17 protein-coding genes and 1 pseudogene are annotated in these 22011 nt (G+C 48.4%); 11 read left to right on the top strand and 7 right to left on the bottom strand.

The window, feature by feature from the left end; translation table 11 throughout:
- Positions 1-34 precede the first annotated feature (34 nt).
- Positions 35-256 (top strand): annotated as a pseudogene (locus CIK04_RS18345) (exoribonuclease R); the annotation flags it as partial.
- 313 nt (positions 257-569) lie between these two features.
- Positions 570-1316: a carbon-nitrogen hydrolase family protein gene (locus tag CIK04_RS18350; RefSeq protein ID WP_097352624.1), complete on the top strand. Its 747-nt coding sequence runs from the start codon at positions 570-572 to the stop codon at positions 1314-1316.
- On the opposite strand, the gene CIK04_RS18355 is transcribed toward CIK04_RS18350, so the two are convergent.
- A complete protein-coding gene (locus CIK04_RS18355; RefSeq protein WP_128824639.1) occupies positions 1303-1497 on the bottom strand; it encodes a hypothetical protein in 195 nt (64 codons plus the stop codon). The genes CIK04_RS18350 and CIK04_RS18355 overlap by 14 nt on opposite strands.
- 318 nt (positions 1498-1815) lie before the next feature.
- Here CIK04_RS18355 and CIK04_RS18360 point away from each other — a divergent pair, with 318 nt between their 5' ends.
- On the top strand, positions 1816-2580 hold the full coding sequence (locus CIK04_RS18360) for a nucleotidyltransferase domain-containing protein (protein ID WP_097352625.1): 765 nt from the start codon (positions 1816-1818) through the stop codon (positions 2578-2580).
- A 55-nt stretch (positions 2581-2635) separates the two neighbouring features.
- On the opposite strand, the gene CIK04_RS18365 is transcribed toward CIK04_RS18360, so the two are convergent.
- Positions 2636-4396 (bottom strand): ABC transporter ATP-binding protein/permease, encoded by a 1761-nt coding sequence (locus tag CIK04_RS18365; protein WP_097352626.1) that lies wholly within the window; start codon positions 4394-4396, stop codon positions 2636-2638.
- A gap of 268 nt (positions 4397-4664) precedes the next feature.
- A complete protein-coding gene (locus tag CIK04_RS18370) occupies positions 4665-5162 on the bottom strand; it encodes a heme-binding protein (RefSeq protein WP_097352627.1) in 498 nt (165 codons plus the stop codon).
- Between the two features lie 167 nt (positions 5163-5329).
- On the opposite strand from CIK04_RS18370, the gene CIK04_RS18375 reads away from it, so the two are divergent.
- Both CIK04_RS18375 and CIK04_RS18380 read left to right on the top strand, forming a co-directional pair.
- The gene (locus CIK04_RS18375) at positions 5330-6004 is read left to right on the top strand and encodes a response regulator transcription factor (protein WP_097352628.1); all 675 of its coding nucleotides are present in this window, start codon (positions 5330-5332) and stop codon (positions 6002-6004) included.
- Positions 5988-7379, top strand: coding sequence for a cell wall metabolism sensor histidine kinase WalK (locus CIK04_RS18380; RefSeq protein WP_097352629.1), 1392 nt, complete (start codon positions 5988-5990; stop codon positions 7377-7379). The genes CIK04_RS18375 and CIK04_RS18380 overlap by 17 nt, the downstream gene beginning before the upstream one ends.
- Positions 7380-7633: 254 nt before the next feature.
- Here CIK04_RS18380 and gcvP read toward each other — a convergent pair whose 3' ends face one another.
- The 3 genes from gcvP to CIK04_RS18395 all read right to left on the bottom strand — a co-directional run bounded on the left by gcvP (position 7634) and on the right by CIK04_RS18395 (position 12320).
- Positions 7634-10498, bottom strand: coding sequence for an aminomethyl-transferring glycine dehydrogenase (gene gcvP / locus CIK04_RS18385; protein ID WP_097352630.1), 2865 nt, complete (start codon positions 10496-10498; stop codon positions 7634-7636).
- Positions 10499-10601: 103 nt separating this feature from the next.
- Positions 10602-10982, bottom strand: coding sequence for a glycine cleavage system protein GcvH (gene gcvH, locus CIK04_RS18390; protein WP_011081167.1), 381 nt, complete (start codon positions 10980-10982; stop codon positions 10602-10604).
- A gap of 42 nt (positions 10983-11024) precedes the next feature.
- Positions 11025-12320, bottom strand: coding sequence for a serine hydroxymethyltransferase (locus CIK04_RS18395; RefSeq protein WP_038964112.1), 1296 nt, complete (start codon positions 12318-12320; stop codon positions 11025-11027).
- A gap of 383 nt (positions 12321-12703) precedes the next feature.
- Here CIK04_RS18395 and CIK04_RS18400 point away from each other — a divergent pair, with 383 nt between their 5' ends.
- The 3 genes from CIK04_RS18400 (at position 12704) to CIK04_RS18410 (ending at position 15932) form a co-directional block, all read left to right on the top strand.
- On the top strand, positions 12704-13327 hold the full coding sequence (locus tag CIK04_RS18400) for a helix-turn-helix domain-containing protein (RefSeq protein ID WP_011081169.1): 624 nt from the start codon (positions 12704-12706) through the stop codon (positions 13325-13327).
- Positions 13328-13617: 290 nt separating this feature from the next.
- Positions 13618-14751, top strand: coding sequence for a glycine cleavage system aminomethyltransferase GcvT (gcvT, locus tag CIK04_RS18405; protein WP_045609920.1), 1134 nt, complete (start codon positions 13618-13620; stop codon positions 14749-14751).
- A gap of 86 nt (positions 14752-14837) precedes the next feature.
- Positions 14838-15932, top strand: a complete 1095-nt coding sequence (locus CIK04_RS18410) for a trypsin-like serine protease (protein ID WP_097352631.1) — start codon at positions 14838-14840, stop codon at positions 15930-15932.
- Here the strand turns inward: CIK04_RS18410 and CIK04_RS18415 are convergent.
- The gene (locus CIK04_RS18415; protein WP_097352632.1) at positions 15922-16647 is read right to left on the bottom strand and encodes a TetR/AcrR family transcriptional regulator; all 726 of its coding nucleotides are present in this window, start codon (positions 16645-16647) and stop codon (positions 15922-15924) included. The two genes, CIK04_RS18410 and CIK04_RS18415, sit on opposite strands and share 11 nt — an antisense overlap.
- A 160-nt stretch (positions 16648-16807) precedes the next feature.
- Here CIK04_RS18415 and CIK04_RS18420 point away from each other — a divergent pair, with 160 nt between their 5' ends.
- The 3 genes from CIK04_RS18420 to CIK04_RS18430 are packed head-to-tail and all read left to right on the top strand — an operon-like array spanning position 16808 to position 22007.
- Positions 16808-17881, top strand: a complete 1074-nt coding sequence (locus CIK04_RS18420; RefSeq protein ID WP_097352633.1) for an efflux RND transporter periplasmic adaptor subunit — start codon at positions 16808-16810, stop codon at positions 17879-17881.
- Positions 17881-18951 carry an efflux RND transporter periplasmic adaptor subunit gene (locus tag CIK04_RS18425; RefSeq protein WP_097352634.1) on the top strand — a complete coding sequence of 357 codons (1071 nt, stop codon included), beginning with the start codon at positions 17881-17883 and terminating at the stop codon, positions 18949-18951. The genes CIK04_RS18420 and CIK04_RS18425 overlap by 1 nt, the downstream gene beginning before the upstream one ends.
- Positions 18948-22007: an efflux RND transporter permease subunit gene (locus tag CIK04_RS18430; RefSeq protein ID WP_097352635.1), complete on the top strand. Its 3060-nt coding sequence runs from the start codon at positions 18948-18950 to the stop codon at positions 22005-22007. The genes CIK04_RS18425 and CIK04_RS18430 overlap by 4 nt, the downstream gene beginning before the upstream one ends.
- Positions 22008-22011: the final 4 nt, after the last annotated feature.

Consider the following 22011-nt stretch of genomic DNA (forward strand, 5'->3'; position numbering starts at 1 on the left):
CACTGAGTGAAATTCAGCAAGCGTTGATGATCGAAACGCCAAACAAAATAGTGAGCGTATGACTCGCCTTGTACTTTGGCATTTCTACGCCATCTCATTTCGTTTGGAAGAAGCGATCACGCTTGAAGCGCACTGCGAACAAGTGGAAAAACTGCTCGAAAACACCCCCAACGATGTGTTTGCTTGGGTGAAAACACTGACCGATCTGCTGCACACGTATGCGGAAATCAACGCTAAAGAGAACCCAGAAGCGTAATAACGATTCGGTGTTATACCCTTCCTACTTGAAGCTGCAGCGGTGTTGGCTGCATTCGTTCACCCCAATCACATAGCGTATCTATGCTCATGGGGATTCACTCACTTGCCGCCTACCTGCAACTCCAAGTTGTTTGGGTATAATTGGGTATAAAACAAAAGGCGAGCCATTGGGTTCGCCTTTTGTTTTACGGGCTTGAGTTTGAGTGAATCAGTCTGTTATTTGTGAATGAACGCATTGATTTGAAATTGTGTTGCGAACGAAAAGTCGGCACCATGGCAAGCTTGTTTTGGGCGTGAAAAAGGGAGAAAACATGAACGCCGCGATCACGATAAGTTTGGCGCAAATTCCAGTGGTAAGAGGGGATCTCTCAAGCAACCTTGCACAGCACCTTCATATGATTAAGCGCTCTGCAGAGCACGAGGCCGATGTGGTGGTGTTTCCAGAACTTTCCCTGACTGGTTATGAGCTCGATCTAGCCAACGAGTTGGCGCTGTTGCCTGAGGCGGAAAGCATTCAGTCGTTGTCGCAAGCCAGTGTTGAACACCACATCCTCGTGATTGCTGGTTGCCCGTTACGCCATGATGACGCTGAAAAGCCGACAATCAGCGCGGTGATCTGCTTTCCAGATGGCAGGGTGGCATTTTACGACAAGCAATATTTGCACGAAGGTGAGGCGCAGTTTTGCTCGTCAGGCTCGTCGGATTACGTTTTTAACGTCAAAGAGCAGCAAATCGCATTGGCAATTTGCGCGGACTTTACTCATGCAGAACACGCCCAAAGAACCAAAACGCTCGGTGCTGACCTTTATCTCATCAGTGCGCTGATTTCTGAAAATGGCTATGAGACGGATGCCAAAATCCTCTCTGACATTGCTTTAGAGCACGCTTTTCCAGTTTTACTGAGTAACCACATTTCACAGACAGGCGGCTGGATAACTTGTGGTAAAAGCTCTATCTGGAATGCCCAAGGCAAGCGCCTGACAGAAGCCGATTCAAAAGAAGCGGGCCTTATTTTATGCACCATTTCCGGTGGTGATATTACCGTTAGAAACGCCTAAAGAGCGATATCGAAATGTCGATAACGGGTGGGTAAACAGAAGGGAACTCGATACCATTTGAGTAATCGCAAACTGACAGCAGCAACGAAAATGCACTGAAATACCGAGCCACATCGCCTGTCGTCATTCTCGCGCACGCGGGAATCCATTCATCGGCGCCCACTGTATGCTGCGTTTGCAAGTGCACCTCCCGCAATAGCGCAAATCGACAGCAAGATGTCAACGCAGCGGTAATACAGACCTGTGGCACTTGTTGTACGATGGTTCCCCGCATTCGCGAGGATGACGAGCGAAGTTAGGAGCGAAATGTTAACGGTACCGAGGAATTATCAATGCAAAGCAATGTGGCAACGTTGAAAATGGGTTCGATCGTTTGTTGGTCACGTTTCGCCGCTTCCGTTCGGTGGTCATGGGCGACAAAAGTGCAGCATAATTAGGATCAGCGATATCGCTTCAGATTGACACTTAATACCTCTCACAACGAAACAAGGAAAATCACATGCAGGAGCAAGATAGAGGGCTCGATAAACAGGGCTTTATTCTCAATGCCTATTCGCCAACGCACATCCAGCCAGAGTTTCAAGTGGTTGTCGATGCGGTGGTGGCAGAATTGTTGTCTCAGCTTCCTGATCACATTGATGGCATCTATCTTTATGGCAGTGTCGCGAGAGGGAATGCCGTGGCGGGACACTCCGATCTCGATATCTCCATCGTGCTAAAAACGCCCATCAGCCAGACCCAGCGCGCGATCTTCCAAACGATTTCGGCGGCCATTGCCAAAGCGTATCCGCAAGTGAGCAAACTCGATATCGATCCTGGATACCTAAATGACATCCTCACGCCACAAGAAAGGTATCACTGGCAATTTTGGTTAAAGCATTGCTGTTGCTGTATTTGGGGGAACGATTTGTCGGTTCAGTTTCAACCCTACAAACCCAGCCTCGAGATTGCTCTCGCATTGAATGGCGATTTACCGAGCTTTTTAGAGAAAATGGCCCCGAGTTTTGCGGATATGAGCGATGAAAACATCGCAAAAGTGCTCGGTAAGAAATTGGTGCGAGCCGCGTATTACTTCGTGGCAGAGAAAGATGCCAGCTGGTACACCGACTTATCGCAGTGCACACGAGTGGCGAAAGAATATTATCCAAATCAAAGGGACGATCTTGAGCTGGCCTATCAATTCGCGCTGGGGAATCTGACTTCAAGAAGTGACGCATTCGCGCTCTATAATCGTCTTAGCCAAGCCATTATGCCTTGCCAATAAAACAAAAAGCCCACGAGCTACCGCGGGCTAAACAATGTGTTTTAATACCAATGTTTTAATTCAGATGCTTAAACTGCAAGGCAACCAAGCGCTGATAAAGCTCACAGCTTTGCATCAAGGCGTGATGATTGCCGATATCGACCAACTCGCCATTGTCTAGCACGGCGATTTTATCGGCGTGTTGAATGGTGGAAAGGCGATGCGCGATGATCAATGTGGTGCGGCCTTTCATTAACGCTTCAAGTGCTTGCTGAACATGGTGTTCGCTTTCGCTATCCAGTGCGCTGGTGGCTTCATCCAACAAGAGAATTTTGGGATCTTTTAAAATCGCGCGCGCAATTGCAATGCGCTGCTTTTGCCCGCCAGAGAGCCTGACACCGCGTTCACCCAAAAAGCTGTGATAACCTTCTGGCAGCTTTTCGATAAATTCATGCGCGTGCGCTTTTTTCGCCGCCTCAATCACTTGTTCGTCAGTCGCGTCGGGGTTGCCGTAGCGAATGTTATGGAACACATCGTGGCTAAATAATGCAGGTTGCTGCGGCACGAGTGCCATTTGCTGGCGCAGCTCGTTAGGGTCAAACTGGCGAATATCGATACCACCCAACAGCACTTGCCCTTGTTGCGGGTCGTAAAAGCGTTGCATTAGTTCAAATAACGTGGTTTTTCCTGCGCCCGATGGGCCGACTAAGGCCAGCACTTTGCCTTGTTCCGCGTTGAGATTTAAGCCTTTGATCGCAGGCTGATTGGGGCGAGAAGGGTAGTTGAAGTTCACCGAATCAAAGCTCACTTCGGCAGGGATGTCTGCGGGGATAGATAGATGATGGCTAGGTGCACGAATGTCGCTTTCCACTTGCAGAATTTCAATCAATCTTTCGGTTGCGCCTGCGGCTCTTTGCAGCTCGCCCAGCACTTCAGAAATGGTGGCGGTGGAAGAGGCGACCATAATGGCATAAAAGACAAAAGCGCCGAGATCGCCAGCCGACATCTTTCCGTGGATCACATCACTGCCACCAACCCAAAGCATGCCTGCAATGGCGCTAAAGACAATCACAATCACGCCAGAGATTAAAATCGCCCGCTGTTTTACACGCTGTCTGCCGATTTCGTACGCCTTCTCGACTTCAACCGCGAAGGCGGCTTTTTCATGTTGCTCGGAACTAAAGCTTTGCACGGTTTTAATGTGTTCTATCGCTTCTCCGGCGTAGCTGCCCACATCAGCCATTGAATCTTGGCTTTGGCGAGAGAGGGCACGCACGCGTCGGCCATAAACCAAAATAGGAACCAACACAAATGGTACGGAAGCGAGCACGATCAGCGTGAGCTTAAAGTTGGTGGCAAACAACATGATTATCGCCCCGACGCACATCAGTGCGCTGCGCATCGCCATGGAAAACGATGAGCCAATGATGCTTTGCAGCAAAGTGGTGTCCGTGGTGAGGCGCGACATAATATCGCCGCTGCTGTTGGTCTCGAAGTAGCTCGGGTGCAAGGTTATCACATGGTTAAACACCGCAAGGCGAATGTCGGCGCTGACACGCTCCCCAACCGATGAAACCAAATAAAAGCGAAAGAAGGTGCCAATCGCTATGCACAGCGTCACGCCAACAATAAATTGAATCGCATTGGTGAGCTCATGCAACGATTGTTGGGCAAACCCGTGGTCGATAAGCATACGCACCCCATACCCAACAGAAAGGGTAAGGCTCGCCGTGGCCACAAGCGCCACCAAAGCGGCAGCAACCCGCCATCTATAAGGTGAAACAAAGGTACTGAGTTTAAGAAGAATACCGAGGTTTTTATTGTTTTTGCTGCTCATGAATGACTCACAAAGCTATTGGGTACTTGGCATAGTAAGCGAGTTTGAGGAGAGAGGCTAGGGAAGGCTGTTCTGTGGGGAAATGAGTCTGACGGGGTAACTTGGTTTTGCCCCAAAACGTGTTGAGCACGATAGAACCAAACATACTCTAATCTAGTAATTGCATAACGAAAGCTAAGTAGTAGGGGAATAGAGCTAGCCTGAAATTAAAAACGAACACTCCACCAGTAGCTATGAAGTGCTCGTATAGAATTTAGTTATGCGTAGATTACAGAAGTTTTTTCAATGCAGCTTCCGCACAGGCTACATCCAGATGACCACCCGGCGCGCCACCAACGCCCACGGCACCAATTATCACTTTGTTTAACTCTACAGGTACACCGCCAGCCAAGAACAGTAGGTTTTCATCCATGTACTGCAAAGGCTGTAGGATTGGTTTCTCAGCGATTGTCTTCATTAAGTTGCCTGATGGTTGTTTCATACTTGTCACGGTAAATGCTTTTTTACGTGAGCTGTCTAGAGTATGGATACCCGCTCCATCGGCACGTAGCTGAGCTACAACGTTGCCCGATAAGTCAACAACAGTTGCAGACACTTTGTAGCCCTCTGCGCTGCATTGATTGACAGCCTCTTGTACTAACTCAAAAGCAAACTGAGACGAAATTTGTGTCACTGAAACAGTCTTGTTATCCGCAGCTGAAGCGTTGAATGATAAAGTAGCGAAACCTAGCATTGCGGTGATTGATGCGATTTTGATTGTTTTCATGTTTTACTCCGTTAAGACATCATGTAGTTGATGGAGACCATCTTAACGAACACTCAATTACACAAGGCTTTCCCAAACATTACAAAGCCGTAATGTTGGTTATATTCAGGTAAGGATATTGATAGAGTATGTTCCGAACGCAGCACAAATAGAGTGATAGAAAATAGATGAAACTACTTTTGATCGAAGATGATATGCATATTGCTAAGTTTTTGGTGAATGGATTCCAGCAAGAAGCGATGACTGTAACGCATGCAGCCAATGGTATTGATGGGCTGCATGAGGCACAAACAGCAGACTTCGATGTGGTCATTCTCGATATTATGCTGCCGCTCAAAGATGGATTTGAAGTATTGACCGAACTCAGAGGACAAGGCCATACAGTGCCCGTTATCATTCTGAGCGCCAAACACTCCGTTGAAGAGCGAGTGAAAGGGTTGCAATCTGGGGCTGACGACTATCTGGTTAAGCCCTTCGCCTTTTCTGAGCTCCTCGCGCGCTGCCATAACTTGACTCGTCGTGGCAAACCAGCAGCAACACAATTATTAGCGCTCAGTTACGGCTCTTTGACGCTCGACCTACTCAAGCACACTTTAGAGCGGGATGGTAAGCCGATTGCCATTAATCAACGTGAGTTCATGCTGATGAAACTTCTGCTTGAGAATAAAGAAACCGTCATATCCAAAACCGCCATACTGGAGCATGTTTGGGGCCATCAGTTTGATCCTCAAACCAACGTCGTTGATGTTCTGGTATGTCGACTAAGAAGTAAGGTAGACAAGGGCTTTGCGAACCCTCTTATCCACACTTTAAGAGGAGTGGGTTATGTCCTCAAGTCATAATGTAAAGCAAGCGTTAAATAGAGCGCAAAGCAACCTTTTGATGCGCTTTATGGCGATACTGCTGCTCTGCTTTATGGTGGTTGAAATCGCTGTCAGCGCGCTGTTCTTTCTCGACTTGTATCGTGTTGAAAACAAGATCCTCAATTCAATGGCGACTGAATATCAGAGAATTTTAACCTACGATTCGGCACAACGTTTACACCATGTACTAGAAGCTAACCCACAACGTTTACTTAGTAACAACATCGCTGCCTACATGGTTAAAAATGCTCAACCTGAAAGCCTTGAATTTGTCGCTGGCCAAACAGGTATCTCAACACAGCTACCGTTTTCTAGCTACGTGATTGATGATAAGTCTTGGCTAGAGTCGTTCTTTTTAAACCCTTACATGACACGCGAAATATCCGGAGAGGATTACTCTTTCTGGCTAGTGTTAGATAACCAGTCTCGCTACTTTATCGCCGTTAACCAATCCGCTATTACCTTTGCCGCACTGATTGCCCTCATTATTGTTACGACTCTATTCACACGTAAAGTCATTAGTGATGCGATGTCGCCCTTGGTGACACTCGGTTCACTCTTAGACAAACTTAAACATGGCAAGCTGGAGATCTCTGAACTTCCCGAAAAGTCTCCTCAAGGATTGGATGTTATCAATATGAGCGTGCACAACACTGTTGCAAGATTGCAGCACGTCACGACAACGTTAAACACGACCGTTGATGCCATTGCTCATGATGTTCGCACGCCTTTATCACGTATCACACTCTCTTCCCACTCAGCATTAATGAACGATGCCGACCCACAAGCAATGCGCGATGCGCTTTCTGACTGCGCCGAACAAGCAGTGCTCGCAAGCAATATGCTGACTACGCTGATGAAGCTCAATGATGAAATTCTTGGAAAGCAACTGCCTAACTATGCACCTACAAACCTGTCAGAAGTGATTCATAATGTCGTTAGCTGGTATGAAGATGTGGCCGAAGAAAAAGGAATTGCACTAGAGGCTATAGTGAGTGATGAGCTCAACATAGTGTCTGATCCAGATAAACTAATCCAAGTGTTGGTCAACTTAGTCGACAATGCTATTAAGTACACCAACCCAAAAGGAAAGGTAACCATCCAAGCTGAGCAAAGTACGAATGGGGAAGCGGTAATCCAAGTGACCGATACAGGTATCGGTATTGAGCCTAAATATCATGACCTGGTGTTTGAGCGTTTGTATCGAGTTGACAGCAGCCGTAGCAACATTAGCGGCTATGGACTTGGCCTATCGTTCGCAGCAGCTATCGTTGATAACATCGGAGGAACGATTCGCCTAAAATCAGAGGTCGGTGTTGGCTCAACCTTTATCATAACTCTCAGATTTCACTAGAGATATAGATTGATGGCCGCCCCGTAATTACAACTGCAACGTAACTGCCAGTTACTTGGTATGCAGTGGATTATTGATTTCAGCCTGCCGATTAGAGGCTCTGCTATACCTCAGATAGTCCGTTAAACGCTAATTTACCGACCTATATAACTTACTTCTGTCCAAAAACAATCTAACAACCTCATTCAACAAACACCCCAAACAGAAAGGCGAACCCATCGGTTCGCCTTTGTGATTTTCAGTAACGACTAAAATTACTCTTCATAGTTCTCAATGCCTGGGCATGAGCAGACTAGGTTACGGTCACCGTAGACGTTGTCTACACGGTTCACGGTTGGCCAGTATTTAGAACGTTTAGTTGCAGCCGATGGGAAGCACGCGATTTCACGTGGGTATGGACGATCCCATTGCTCTTCCATCAAGTCTACTTGTGTGTGTGGCGCGTTAACCAGAGGGTTGTTCTCCAGTGGCCATTCACCGTTCTTCACTTTAGACATCTCTTCACGGATGGCGATCATCGCGTCACAGAAACGGTCTAGCTCTTCCAGATCTTCCGATTCCGTTGGCTCTACCATCAGTGTGCCTGCCACAGGGAACGACATGGTTGGTGCGTGGAAACCGTAGTCCATCAAACGTTTTGCAATGTCTTCTTCGCTGATGCCTGTTTCTTCTTTCAGCGGACGAATATCGATAATACATTCGTGCGCCACGCGGCCATTGGTGCCACGGTAAAGAACAGGGTAGTGCGGGCGTAGACGCTCCATCACGTAGTTCGCGTTCAAAATCGCCACTTTGGTTGCTTCTGTTAGGCCATCTGCGCCCATCATTGCAATGTAAGCCCAAGAGATTGGCAGAATTGATGCACTGCCGAGATCCGCTGCTGAAACCGCGAACTCTTTCCCTTCCACACCGTTTTCGATGTGACCAGGTAGGAAAGGCGCTAGGTGCGATTTCACACCGATAGGGCCCATACCCGGACCGCCACCACCGTGTGGGATACAGAAGGTTTTGTGTAGGTTGAGGTGCGAAACGTCTGAACCGATAAAGCCCGGAGACGTTAGGCCAACCTGCGCGTTCATGTTTGCGCCATCAAGGTAAACCTGACCGCCAGCCGCGTGAACCATTTCACACACTTCTTTCACTTGCTCTTCGTAAACGCCGTGCGTTGAAGGGTAAGTGATCATGATGCTTGATAGGTTTTCTTGGTGTTTTTTGATTTTTGCAGCAAGGTCGACAAGGTCGATGTTGCCGTTTTCATCACATTTCACCACCACCACTTTCATCGAAACCATCGCAGCGGTTGCTGGGTTGGTGCCGTGCGCGGAGCTTGGGATCAAACACACGTTACGGTGACCTTCGCCACGGCTCTCGTGGTAACGCTGAATCGCGATAAGGCCTGCATATTCGCCAGAAGCACCGGAGTTTGGTTGTAGTGAGAACGCATCGTAGCCAGTGATTTCACACAGCTTCGCTTTGAGATCTTCAGCCAGTGCAGTGTAACCTGCGGCTTGCTCGATAGGCGCGAATGGGTGAAGCGCACCAAACTCAGGCCAAGTCACCGGGATCATCTCTGCCGCTGCGTTGAGCTTCATGGTACAGCTGCCCAGTGGGATCATGCCGTGAGTGAGCGAGAAATCTTTGTTTTCTAGCTGTTTTAGGTAACGCATCATCTGTGTTTCACTGTGGTGAGTGTTGAACACAGGGTGAGTTAGGAAACGGCTAGTACGACGACACGCTTCTGGAATCGCCGCAAACTCGTTGCCTGCGATGTCGGTTGAAAGTGCGTTTACGCTCTCTTTCACATCGAAAATCGCGAATAGGGCGTCGATGTCTGCCACTGTGGTGGTTTCGTCAAAGCTGATGCCAATTTGGCCGTCAAGCAGACGTAGGTTGATGTCTGCCGCTTGTGCTTTAGCGTAAAGCGCTTGAGTGTTGTCACCGGTGTTAATGGTGATGGTGTCGAAGAACGCGTTATGCGCTAGCTCGTAACCGGATTTGGTTAGGCCAGCAGCAAGAATGGCCGTCATGTGGTGAGTGCGGCGCGCGATGGTGCGGATGCCTTCTTCACCGTGGTACACGGCAAAGAACGATGCCATGTTGGCAAGCAGGGCTTGCGCCGTACAGATGTTAGAGGTCGCTTTTTCGCGGCGGATATGCTGCTCACGTGTTTGCATTGCCATGCGCAGTGCTTGGTTGCCTTTGGCGTCGATAGAAACACCGATCACACGGCCTGGCATGGTGCGTTTGTGCTGTTCGCGCGTTGCCATGAAGGCTGCGTGTGGGCCACCGTAACCCATCGGTACGCCAAAGCGCTGTGCTGAGCCAATGACAACATCTGCACCCATTTCACCGGCTGGCTTCACAAGTGCTGAAGCAAGGAGATCGGTTGCGACTGAAACCAGTGTCTTGTTGGCTTGTGCTTGTGCGATGACATCGGTGAGATCGCGTACTTCACCTGTTGTACTTGGGTATTGAAGTAGGGCGCCGAAGGCTTCTGTTTGTGGTAGTGCATCAACATTGCCGATCACTACGTCAAAGCCGAAGTATTTCGCGCGAGTTTTGATCACTTCAATGGTTTGCGGGTGAACATCGTCTGCGACGAAGAAGACTTTGCTCTTGCTCTTACCTGCGCGCTGGCAAAGCGTCATTGCTTCTGCGGCGGCGGTGGCTTCATCGAGTAGAGAGGCGTTGGCGATGTCCATGCCCGTTAGGTCCATCACCATTTGTTGATAGTTCAACAATGATTCCAATCGACCTTGAGAAATTTCTGGTTGGTATGGCGTGTAAGCCGTGTACCAGCCTGGGTTTTCCAGTACGTTACGCAAAATAACGTTTGGCGTGAAGGTGTTGTAGTAACCTTGGCCAATGAAAGTGCGCTTAACTTGGTTTAAGTCAGCGAACTTTTTGATTGATGCCAGCATGTCTGCTTCGCTTTGCGCTTCGGCCAGTTGCATTGGCTTTTCTAGGCGAATTTGTGCTGGAACGGTTTGCGCGATCAAGGCATCTAGGCTTTCTGCGTTAATGGTAGAAAGCATTTTTTGTTGATCGGCGTGATTTGGTCCGTTGTGGCGACCAACGAACTCGTGTTGTGTGTTGAGGCTTTGAAGTAATTCAGTCATGGTCCTTTACCTTCAAGAGAGCTGCGAAAGCGCGAGCGCTAAAACACAGCCTTGAAAAAAAGCTGCCCACGGGAGGAGGCAGCTTTATATCAAAATTCCTTTATTAATCTTCTTCGATTGAGTTTAGGTACTCTTCTGCATCTTTCAGATTATCAAGCTCTGAAGGATCAGACAGTTTCACCTTAACAATCCAACCGCCTTCGTACGGTTCCTCGTTGATTAGCTCTGGGCTATCAGAAAGCTCTTCATTCACTTCAACGACTTCACCGGTCACTGGTGCGTAGATGTCTGACGCCGCTTTTACGGATTCAACCAGTGAAAAGCTTTCACCTGCTTCGATTTCCGCTTCAAGCTCAGGTAGCTCGACGAATACCACATCACCCAGCATTTCTTGAGCGTGCTCAGAGATACCGATAGTTACAGTGCCGTCTCCGTTGTCGCGAACCCACTCGTGGCTTTCTGTAAACTTCAGTGTTTTGTCCATTGCATAATCTCCAAAATATCGTATTAGGATTTAAATTTGTGGTTACTGGTAAAGTGGGAAGCGTGAACAGAGTGCTTTCACTTCTTTACGCACGCGTTGTTCTACTTCTGCGTTGCCCTCTGGGTTTTCAACTAACCCGTCGAGAACATCACCAATCCAGTGACCTATTAATTTGAATTCTTCTGCGCCAAAGCCTCGGCTTGTACCCGCTGGCGTGCCCAAACGAACACCCGATGTAATCATAGGTTTTTCTGTGTCGAATGGGATGCCATTTTTGTTACATGTGATCCCCGCACGCTCTAGTGCTTCTTCTGCTTTGTTACCTTTCAATCCCTTAGGACGAAGATCAACCAGCATTAGGTGCGTGTCCGTTCCGCCAGTCACAATGTCACAACCGCGAGTTTGCAACACTTCAGCGAGAACTTTTGCGTTATTGATCACCGAATCGATATAAGTTTTGAACTCAGGGCCGAGTGCTTCGCCAAACGCGACCGCTTTCGCCGCAATCACGTGCATCAGCGGGCCGCCCTGTAGACCAGGGAAAACTGCAGAGTTGATTTTCTTAATGATTTCTTCGTGATTGGTGAGGATCATGCCGCCGCGTGGGCCGCGTAGCGTTTTGTGTGTGGTGGTGGTTACCACGTGTGCATGAGGCAGTGGGCTAGGGTGTGCGCCTGTGGCGATCAAACCGGCGATGTGCGCCATATCAACCATTAAAATCGCGCCAACTTCGTCAGCAATTTCGCGGAACTTGGCAAAATCAATCACGCGAGGGATCGCGCTGCCACCAGCAATAATCATTTTTGGTTTGTGTTCTACGGCTAGCGCACGAACATCATCGTAGTTGATTTCGAGCGTTTCTTTATCAACGCCGTATTGAACCGCGTTAAACCATTTGCCTGAAAGAGCAGGGCGCGCACCATGAGTTAAGTGGCCGCCTGCATCGAGCGACATACCCATAATGGTGTCGCCAGGTTGCAATAGCGCCAGTTTCACCGCGCCATTTGCTTGAGCGCCAGAGTGCGGTTGAACGTTTGCGTATTCGCAACCAAAAAGTTTTTTTGCGCGTTCGATAGCGATGGCTTCCACAGTATCAACGTGTTCACAACCACCGTAGTAACGGCGACCTGGGTAACCTTCCGCGTATTTATTGGTGAGGCAGGTGCCTTGCGCTTGCATGACCGCTTTAGACACGATGTTCTCAGAAGCGATCAATTCGATTTGTTCATTTTGACGAGTAAATTCGGCTTGAATACCAGCAAAAACGGCATCATCCGTTGCAGACAAGTTAGTCGAGAAAAAGTTTTCCAAGCTGTGATTTTGGTAATGACTATTCATGGTAGATAACCTTTCAATCATCCGTCGAATCGGCGTCTTTGCTTTACGATCCGACCGTCCTTTATAACAACCGTTTGGCGCTGTTTTTGTGATTTGTTGTCACACACCAAACAGAGTGAATTCCGTCCCAAATGGGTTCAAAAGGCCGCTGAATAGCATCAATTCCATTGTCTATATCAAGCGGAAAAAGCATCTCTTCATCTAACAAGTCGGTAACATACCCGTTGTTCAGTGAACAATCAACAAAAATTTCCTATAGGAAACAGAGATTCGGATTTTGTTAACAGGAGCACGCTTTATTTAACTTGGTGGACTTTTCTCCACTTTACGCTTCATGCACAATGTTTTGTAAACAGGAAGCGTATAAGAAACATGAGGGATTTATGTCGGAAGAATTGTATGACGAGTACCCGTCCCTGACATTAGCGAAAGAATCGCAAGAGCAAAATATCGAGCCATTGAAGCTTGGCCAACGCATTAAAGAAGTGCGCTCACGCCTTGGTATTACGCTAGAAGAAGCCAGTCAGCGAACTGGTTTGGCGCGTTCAACACTAAGCAAAATTGAGAACGAACAGATTTCTCCCACCTTTCAAGCAATGCAGAAACTCGCGCACGGTTTGAAAATTGATATGCCACAACTCTTTGAACCTCCAAGAAAAAAGGTTGCAACGGGTCGTCGTGATATTACGTTGGCAGGGCAAGGAAAACCGCACCCAACGCAAACCTACGAGCATGAATTGTTAGCCACTCAGCTCTCAAACAAAAAGATGATGCCGTTCAAAAGTGTGGTACATGCGCGCACGTTTGAAGAGTATGGCGATTGGGTTCGTCACGATGGCGAAGAGTTCTTGCTGATCTTATCTGGCGCGGTCCAATTCTATTCCGAGTTCTATGAGCCTGTGGTTCTGAGCGAAGGGGACAGCGTCTATTACGATGCGAACATGGGGCATATGTTGGTCTCCGTTAGCGAGGAAGATGCGCACATTTTGTGGGTGACAGCAAAATAGTTTTAAAAAGATGTAAATTTCCTATAGTGAAAGCAAACGTTTGCTTTTGTTTAAAACAAGATTAGAATAGCGCCGCTCTGATGATAATTCCCTCAATGCGGCGCTTTTTTTATTACTGCTTAATGTGATTAAATTGTTAAAAGTCACATTTTGAGTAGGACCCAAAAGGTTGAGCGTGCAAATTAGTACAACACGTGTTTATTATTGGAAACGCAGTTTCCTTTGAGGGGAAATCTGGACAATTAATTGCTGATAGATCGCTGTGATGGGTCTAGCTAATGGAGACGAAAATGACTCAAGAACACTCAGACCAAGTACTACTTAAAACACCACTTCACGCATTGCACATTGAAGTGGGTGCGAAAATGGTGCCTTTCGCTGGTTACGACATGCCAGTTCAATACCCGTTAGGTGTGAAGAAAGAACACTTGCACACGCGTGAAGCGGCAGGCCTGTTTGATGTGTCTCACATGGGGCAGCTAAGACTGCACGGTGCGGGCGCAGCAGCGTTTCTTGAGTCTCTGGTTCCAGTGGATATCATTGATTTGGGTGAAGGCAAACAGCGTTACGCGTTTTTCACCAACGAGCAGGGCGGCATTATGGATGACCTTATGGTGGCTAACCTGGGTGATCATCTGTTTGTTGTCGTCAATGCTGCGTGTAAAGAGCAAGACATCAACCATCTGCAAGCGCATATTCCATCCGACGTTGAACTCGAAATCATTGACGATCGCGCACTGCTTGCTATTCAAGGTCCAAAAGCGGTTGAGGTGTTGAGCCGCTTCCAACCTGCTGTGGCTGAGATGCTGTTTATGGATGTGCAAAAACTCGAATTGCTGGGCGTAGAATGCATCATCTCTCGCAGCGGCTATACTGGAGAAGACGGCTACGAAATTTCTGTACCCGCAGACAAAGCAGAAGCGCTTGCTCGTGCATTGACGGCGGAAGAAGAAGTTGAATGGATTGGTCTTGGCGCACGTGATTCGTTGCGTCTAGAGTGTGGTTTATGTTTGTACGGTCATGATCTTGATGAAACCACCACGCCAGTAGAAGCCAGCCTATTGTGGGGCATCCAGAAAGTTCGCCGCACTGGCGGTGAGCGTGAAGGTGGTTTCCCTGGTGCAGGCATCATCCTTAAGCAGATTGAAACCAAGGATGTGTCTCGCAAGCGTGTTGGTCTGGTTGGTCAAACCAAAGCGCCAGTCCGTGAAGGTGCTGAGTTGTTTGATGGAGAAGGTAATAAAGTGGGTGTAGTAACCAGTGGTACCGCAGGTCCAAATGCGGGCAAGCCAGTTTCCATGGCTTACCTACGTTCAGACCTAACGGAAATCGGCACTGAAGTGTTTGCTGAAGTTCGTGGCAAACTGCTACCAATGACGGTAGAGAAAATGCCGTTTGTACCACAACGCTACTACCGTGGTTAATGAAGCGTTGAGCTAAGTTACAGCAAATACGACGTTTATTTTTGCGAATAATTGGCACCGCGCTTCTAACATAGGGGCGCGGTGTTATGTTTTCAGTACAATCTTTAGCGAAGTTTTCTTTCCTTTCCGTACTTTTCTCCGCAGCGACAATAGCGGGAGAAGTGGAAAGCCGCATCGTCAACGGCACGGTCGTTGATGTGAACCGATACGCCTCCTTTGCCAGCCTTTTCTACGATTCCCTTGAATACGATGGCGGTTACTATTCTGGCGCTTCTTGTGGCGCCACCATTCTGGATGTCGACCATGTGCTAACGGCCGCTCATTGTGTGGAAGAGTTGGGCTCATTAGCGCTGTTTCTGGTGGTGGTGCCACAGCTTCAAGATGAAAGCGACTATCCCTTTGGCAACATTCAGCGTCACCGAGTGGCGAAAATCTTCTATCCCGATAATTTCTCAAACAGTTCTTCAACGCTGTTTCCAAACGACATTGCCATTCTTAAGCTCGAAGTGTCGATGAACATAGATTCGGTTAATGACGTGATTAGACGTCCGCAAAATGAGGTGTACCGCAATGCCTCGGAAACTTTCTTTGCTGTAGGGCATGGCAATACGCGCTCTGGCTTTGACAGCGAATCGCAACTGCAAGAAACACCACTCACGTACATCAGCAACACCCAGTGTGCCAATGTGTTTTCCGCGGGGAATTATTTATCCAGTAAGCAGATCTGTTTTGATGGCAATTTTAGCCAAAGTAGCCAGTTGAAAAACAGCACGTGTCAGGGGGATTCCGGTGGGCCAGTGTATTGGGATAACAATGGGGTGATGGTGCAAGTGGGCGTGACCAGCTTTGGCCCGAATATTTGCGGTGATCCCAATTGGGCCGTAACGTCGGTGTTTACGGAAATTACCGACTACGCCGCTTGGATAGACAGTGTATTGGCAGGTAATGAAACGGCAAAAGTGACCGTGACGGAACAGATGCGCTTGGATTATATGAATGGCGACACAGGCAGTGTCGATGACACAGGTTCATCTGGTAATAATGAAGAGGCTCCAATGAGTTTCGGCAGTTCCTCGGGAGGCGGCGCAGTAGGGTTGTGGCTATTGGTATACTACCTACTGCATTTCAGTTTGAACCGTGTTTGGCCGTCTATTTTTTCGCTGAAGCGCTCTAAGGAGTGAGGTCTTCAATTGGGCAGAACATATCGATGACGATATCGTTCAACTTCGCTGGGTGAATCATTTGTGCTTTTTCCACACCAAACTGGTTCGCCATGATGGTATTAAACAGCTCCCAATGATTGATCAGCATTTGATCACGGTTTTCCGCATCGTCAGGCCAAGTCTCTTTCATCATCGGAGCGAGTGTGATAGCACCATGAGCAAAGACCAGCATTTGCCATTTCGATTCCCATTGATCGATGGGGGTTTCTGGGTATTCCACGTTGTAGTCAGCAAAGAGCTTGGTAAAGATTTCAGCGAACTCGTCTTTTGATCTGAGGAAGTATTGCAGTAGGGCGTCGTCACCTTGGCGGATCGCATCGGCAATCATTTGGATTGGGTGAGGATTGACTAAGGCAAAGGCGAGCATGCGCACCATAAACAGATAAATTTTTCGGTTTGATGGCATGTCTTGCGGCATTTGGTTGATGAGTTCTGCCATGTAGAGTTGCAAAAACTCGTCCATTCCATCACTGACGGCTTGCCAAATCTTCTCTTTGCTACCGAAGTGGTGGCGAATCAAACTGTGTGACACGCCGGCCTTCTCACTGATGTTTCGCAGAGAGATGCGCTCATAACCCAATTCGCAGAACATATCGGCTGCCACTTTAAGGATCATGCACTTCGTTTGCTCGGCCGCTTCGGCACTTCTTCGACCTTGCTTTCTTACAGTCATCGTTCGAGTTTTCTCAGATATCCATCAACGCGCCTATTTTTACCAGAAACGAGACAATTTGACCAATTCTTATATTGTCCATATGGAAAATATATTGATCATTTTCTGATTCTCCATATACTGCACAGCTGTATAGCAAATAAAGAAATGGAGAATCTCTGTGCGCAAACCCCAGATAATACGCACGTCTGTCGCTGCTGCGGTGATGCTTGGTCTATCAACACTGCTGACGGGCTGCGATAAAGCCATATCGGAGCCTGCCGATCCTCTGATCAAACCCGTGAAGCTACTGGCGGTGGACGATCTGAGCGTGGCGGAATCGGATGCCTTTTTAGCGCGAATCGATGCAACATATCGCGCTCAGCTCTCTTTCCAAGTGGGCGGTGAAATTAACCAATTGTTGGTCAAGATGGGTGAAGAGGTGAGCCAAGGCGATGTCTTGGTGACGCTGGACCCGAAAGATTTGCAATTGGCACTTAACGCTGCTCAGGCGCAATACTCACTGGCGAAGACAGAATGGCAACGCGCCAAGCAACTGTATGCGAAAAAACTCATCAGCGCCGATAGCTATGATCAGCAAGAAACTCAATACAAGGCGGCGCTCGCCAATTGGGAGCAAGCCAAAACCGATCTCAGCTACACCAAAATTCACGCGCCTTTTGATGGTGTGGTTTCTTACACCTATGTCAAACCTCACCAACTGGTGGCGGAAAAACAAGAGATCCTCAATCTTATCGACAACCGTGTGTTAGATGTGTCGTTTGCACTGCCTGTGACCTATGTTGAATCGCTTTCTCTGGCGGCGCTCAAAAACGCAGAGATGTGGGTGACGATGGACAGCGAACCCAATAAGCGCATTTCTGGCCAGTTTAAAGAGATTTCAACTCGACCAAACCCAGATACCAACAGCTATCAAGTGATTGTCACCATCGATAGACCGGCAGATCGCAACTTGTTAACGGGGATGACAGGACAAGTGCACATTGCCAAGCAAAACATCTCTAGCGCAATGTTTTTGCCAAACACGGCATGGGTGACAAAGCAAGCCTCGCAAGGAGAGGTGTGGGTGATGGACAGCAAGACGCAGCAAGTTAACAAAGTAACGCTCTCTTTAAATGCTGAGGGAGGCGTGGAATCTGGCCTCGACAGCAGTGACTACGTGGTCATTGCGGGGGTTGAGCGTTTAGTGGAAGGCCAAGTGGTGAAAGCTTGGGTACGCGAGGAGGGCATTTAATGAAACGTCCTTTATTACTACTTTCGGCAATCACGTTGGCCGTGCTGACAGGGTGTGATTCCCAGCCACAGTCGTTTAATGAACCGCCGTTGTACGTTTCAACGGTTTCTGTTGATGCGCCGGTTAAGAGCCAGTATCGCACCTTTAAAGGCCAAGTTGTGCCTGCCGAGCAAACACCGATCGCTTTTCGCCGCGCCGGAGAAATTCAGCATGTTTTGGTCAACGCGGGCGATCTCGTCAAGCAAGGGCAGATGATCGCTAAGCTCGATGACAGCAAAGAAAAACAAGCGATGAACGATGCACAAGCGCAATACAACTTGGCGATTCGTCAGCTGAAACGTGGTAACGAGCTTTATGCTAAACGGATGATCTCCAACGCAGAGTTAGATGCCCTCACAGCGAGCAAAGAATTAGCGGAAGCCAATTTTTACAACGCAACAAACCAGCTTAACTACACCCGATTGTTTGCCCCGTTCACCGGTAAGATTGCGGAAGTGTACAAAGAACGTTTTGAGCGTATCGCGATTGGTGAGCCGATCGTCAGTTTGTATCAAAACGACAAGGTTTACGTGCGAATTGAGTTGTCCGACAACGTGTTAGCGTTGGTGAACCCGAACACACAAAGTATGGACTACCAGCCACAAGCGACCTTTTCTGGCGTGCAGAAAACGTTCGCACTCAATTATTTGGAACACACCAGTGAACCGAATGCGCAAACTCAAACTTACCAAATGTACTTATCGATGCCACAACCATTGCAGCAAAGCGAGATCCTCCCTGGTACCAGTGTCAGCGTGCTGGTCGATATGGCAGCCGCCGGTATTAGTGCCATTGATGGCTACACCATTCCGATGACAGCGCTGCAAGCTGGAAGTCGTGAAGGGGAGTTCTTTGTTTGGAAACTAAATGGTGACGCGGTCACTAAAGTGGCCGTGGCCATTGAACAAATCCACGGCGATGGGGCCATTGTCTCGTCTGGAGTGGCACAAGGTGATGTGTTGGTGAATTCGAATTTACGCAAGTTGCGCGAAGGCAAACACGTGGATGTGGTAGAGAAGGAACAAGAATGAGCATTGCGGAATATTCCATCAAGAATAAAGTCATCAGTTGGCTGTTTATCGTTATTCTTGCCATTGGCGGGGTTACGTCATTCTTAGAGTTGGGGCGTTTGGAAGACCCTGCATTTACCATTAAAGATGCGATGGTCATTGCAACGTATCCGGGGGCGACGTCGAAAGAGGTGGAAGAAGAGCTGACTTATCCGCTCGAGAAAGAGATCCGCAAACTGCCGTATATCGATAAGATCACGTCCACCTCATCCAATGGTCTGTCGCAAATCATGGTGAGCATGAAGATGGATTACGGGCCTGATGAGTTGCCACAAATCTGGGATGAGATGCGTCGTAAAATCAATGATCTGCAACCCGCGTTACCGCAAGGTGTTCAATCGCTACAAATCATGGATGATTTTGGTGACGTCTACGGCGTGATGTTGATGCTCACGGGTGACGATTACGATTATGTGGAGCTGAAACGCTATGCAGACCAACTGACTCGTGAGCTTGAACTGATTGATGGTGTGGGCAAAGTGGACATTGCAGGCGATCAACAAGAGCTGCTTTTTGTTGAAATCTCCCTCGATCGTCTCGCGGCGCTCAACCTTGATATGAACGTCATTTCCGGTTTACTCAATAAGCAGAACAATGTGGTTTCTGCTGGTGAAGTGATGGTCAATGGCGAGAGCTTAATGATTCGCCCCAGCGGCACGTTGAACACCGTCGAGGCGCTTGAAAATCTGATCATTCATGGCCGAGATACCGGCAATCTCATTCGCTTAAAAGATGTGGCGACCATCACCCGAGGCATTCAAGAAAAGCCAGACAATGTGTTGTTGTTTAATGGCAAGAAAGCGATCAACATTGGCGTTTCCTTTGCCTCAGGTGTGAATGTGGTGGAAGTGGGCCAGCGTATTGAAGCGGAATTGGCCAGCCTAGAAAGCATCAAGCCTACTGGCATCGACATGAGCTACTTCTACAATCAGGCTCAAGAAGTGGATGATTCAGTGAAAGCCTTTGTGATCAGTTTGGCGGAAGCGGTGGCCATCGTGATCATTGTTTTGCTGTTCACTATGGGGCTTCGTAGTGGGGTGATCATCGGCTTGGTATTGCTGCTGACGGTATTCGGCACCTTTATTCTGATGAACCATTACGACATTGAACTACACCGTATCTCGCTAGGGGCGTTGATTATCGCTCTAGGTATGCTGGTGGATAACGCCATTGTGGTGGTGGAAGGGATATTGGTGGGCCTAAAGAAAGGGCGTACAAAAATCCAAGCCGCAACCGAGATTGTGAAACAAACTCAGTGGCCTTTGCTGGGGGCGACCGTGATTGCCATCACTGCGTTTGCGCCGATTGGTTTGTCACAGGACGCGACGGGTGAGTTTATGGGGTCACTGTTCTGGGTTTTGTGTTTCTCGCTGTTCTTAAGCTGGATCACCGCGATTACGCTGCCCCCATTTCTGGCGGATCTGCTCTTGAAAGAGCAAGACAAAACGCAAGATGCTGACGACGAAGACCCATACAAAGGCTGGTTGTTTGTCGCATTTGGCGCGTCGCTAAAGTGGGCGTTGCGTTTTCGTTGGCTGACGGTCGCTGGCATGGTCGCATTGCTCGTTGGCGCGGTAGTGGCGTTTGGTCAAGTTAAGCAGCAGTTCTTTCCGCCCTCCAACACGCCGATGTTTTACGTGGATATGTGGATGCCAGAAGGGACGGATATTCGTGAAACGATGAAACAAGCCAGTGAAGTGGAAAGTTACATTCGCCAGCAAGCAAACATCGACTTTGTGTCCGCATCGATTGGTCAGGGCTTGCAGCGATTTGCATTAACCTATGAGCCTGCCAAGAACTACGAAGCGTATGCGCAGTTTCAAGTGCGAACAACGGATCGTGACACCATGTTTGTGCTGCTCAACGAACTCGATAGCCGTTTAGCCAAAACCTTTGACAAGCCAACCTTCCAGTTAAAGCTGATGGAATTTGGCCCATCGCCAGCATCTAAGATTGAAGCGCGCATCACTGGCCCAGATCCACAAGTGCTCAGAGCGTTGGCGGTTCAAGTGGAAGACATTCTCCACACCGATCCGGGCGCTCGTAATATACGCCATGATTGGCGTGAGCGAACGAAGCAAATCGTTCCGATCTTCAACGAATCGAAAGCGCGCCGTTTAGGCATCTCAAAAGAAGATTTATCGAGCACTTTGCAGATGAGCTTTGGTGGCAGTACATTGGGTCTACTCAGAGATGGCACACGTATTTTGCCGATTATGGTGCGACTGCCAGAAACAGAACGAGTGGATTTTGAATCGCTACAAAACGTCAGCATTTGGAGCCCATCGCTGCAAAGCTACATTCCGGTTGATCAAATCATCGATGGTGTGACTTTAGACTGGGAGGAGCCGTTAATACAACGCCGCGACCGTAAACGCACCTTGACCGTGTTGGCTGACCACGACGTGCTAAGCGAGGACACGGCAGCAAGTTTGTTTGCCCGTGTGCAACCCAAAGTGATGGCGCTGCCAATTCCACATGGTTATGAAATCACTTGGGGTGGGGAATACGAGTCATCAAAAGATGCGCAAGAAGGGCTGTTTGGCTCACTGCCAATGGGCTATTTGTTGATGTTCATCATCACCATGTTGCTTTTCAATTCGTTCAAAAAACCGTTGGTGATTTGGTTCACGGTGCCGCTGTCTATCATTGGTGTGGCGTTTGGCTTGTTAGCCACCAACATGCCGTTCAGTTTTACCGCTTTTCTTGGCCTGTTGAGCCTAAGCGGTATGATTCTGAAAAATGGCATTGTGTTGCTGGATCAAATCAATCTGGAACTCGATTCCGGTAAAGATCCGTATCTTGCCATCATCGATAGCGCGGTGAGCCGTGTTCGCCCCGTCAGCATGGCGGCATTGACCACCATACTTGGCATGATTCCATTGGTATTTGATGCGTTCTTTGGTTCTATGGCCATTACCATCATGGCCGGATTGGGTTTCGCGACGGTACTGACCTTAGTCGTCGTGCCCGTTATGTTTGCTATTTTGTTTGGCATCAAGCCAGCAAAGTCATAACCCG

The sequence above is a fragment of the Vibrio sp. 03_296 genome, assembly GCF_002265885.1.

Bases quoted from the DNA above. Each gene is read 5' to 3' on its own strand.
- CIK04_RS18350 (WP_097352624.1), top strand. From the start codon at position 570: ATGAACGCCGCGATCACGATAAGTTTGGCGCAAATTCCAGTGGTAAGA.
- CIK04_RS18395 (WP_038964112.1), bottom strand. From the start codon at position 12,320: ATGAATAGTCATTACCAAAATCACAGCTTGGAAAACTTTTTCTCGACT.
- CIK04_RS18400 (WP_011081169.1), top strand. From the start codon at position 12,704: ATGTCGGAAGAATTGTATGACGAGTACCCGTCCCTGACATTAGCGAAA.
- CIK04_RS18370 (WP_097352627.1), bottom strand. From the start codon at position 5,162: ATGAAAACAATCAAAATCGCATCAATCACCGCAATGCTAGGTTTCGCT.
- CIK04_RS18375 (WP_097352628.1), top strand. From the start codon at position 5,330: ATGAAACTACTTTTGATCGAAGATGATATGCATATTGCTAAGTTTTTG.
- CIK04_RS18380 (WP_097352629.1), top strand. From the start codon at position 5,988: ATGTCCTCAAGTCATAATGTAAAGCAAGCGTTAAATAGAGCGCAAAGC.
- CIK04_RS18425 (WP_097352634.1), top strand. From the start codon at position 17,881: ATGAAACGTCCTTTATTACTACTTTCGGCAATCACGTTGGCCGTGCTG.
- CIK04_RS18430 (WP_097352635.1), top strand. From the start codon at position 18,948: ATGAGCATTGCGGAATATTCCATCAAGAATAAAGTCATCAGTTGGCTG.
- CIK04_RS18415 (WP_097352632.1), bottom strand. From the start codon at position 16,647: ATGACTGTAAGAAAGCAAGGTCGAAGAAGTGCCGAAGCGGCCGAGCAA.
- CIK04_RS18410 (WP_097352631.1), top strand. From the start codon at position 14,838: ATGTTTTCAGTACAATCTTTAGCGAAGTTTTCTTTCCTTTCCGTACTT.
- CIK04_RS18360 (WP_097352625.1), top strand. From the start codon at position 1,816: ATGCAGGAGCAAGATAGAGGGCTCGATAAACAGGGCTTTATTCTCAAT.
- gcvP (WP_097352630.1), bottom strand. From the start codon at position 10,498: ATGACTGAATTACTTCAAAGCCTCAACACACAACACGAGTTCGTTGGT.
- gcvH (WP_011081167.1), bottom strand. From the start codon at position 10,982: ATGGACAAAACACTGAAGTTTACAGAAAGCCACGAGTGGGTTCGCGAC.
- CIK04_RS18365 (WP_097352626.1), bottom strand. From the start codon at position 4,396: ATGAGCAGCAAAAACAATAAAAACCTCGGTATTCTTCTTAAACTCAGT.
- gcvT (WP_045609920.1), top strand. From the start codon at position 13,618: ATGACTCAAGAACACTCAGACCAAGTACTACTTAAAACACCACTTCAC.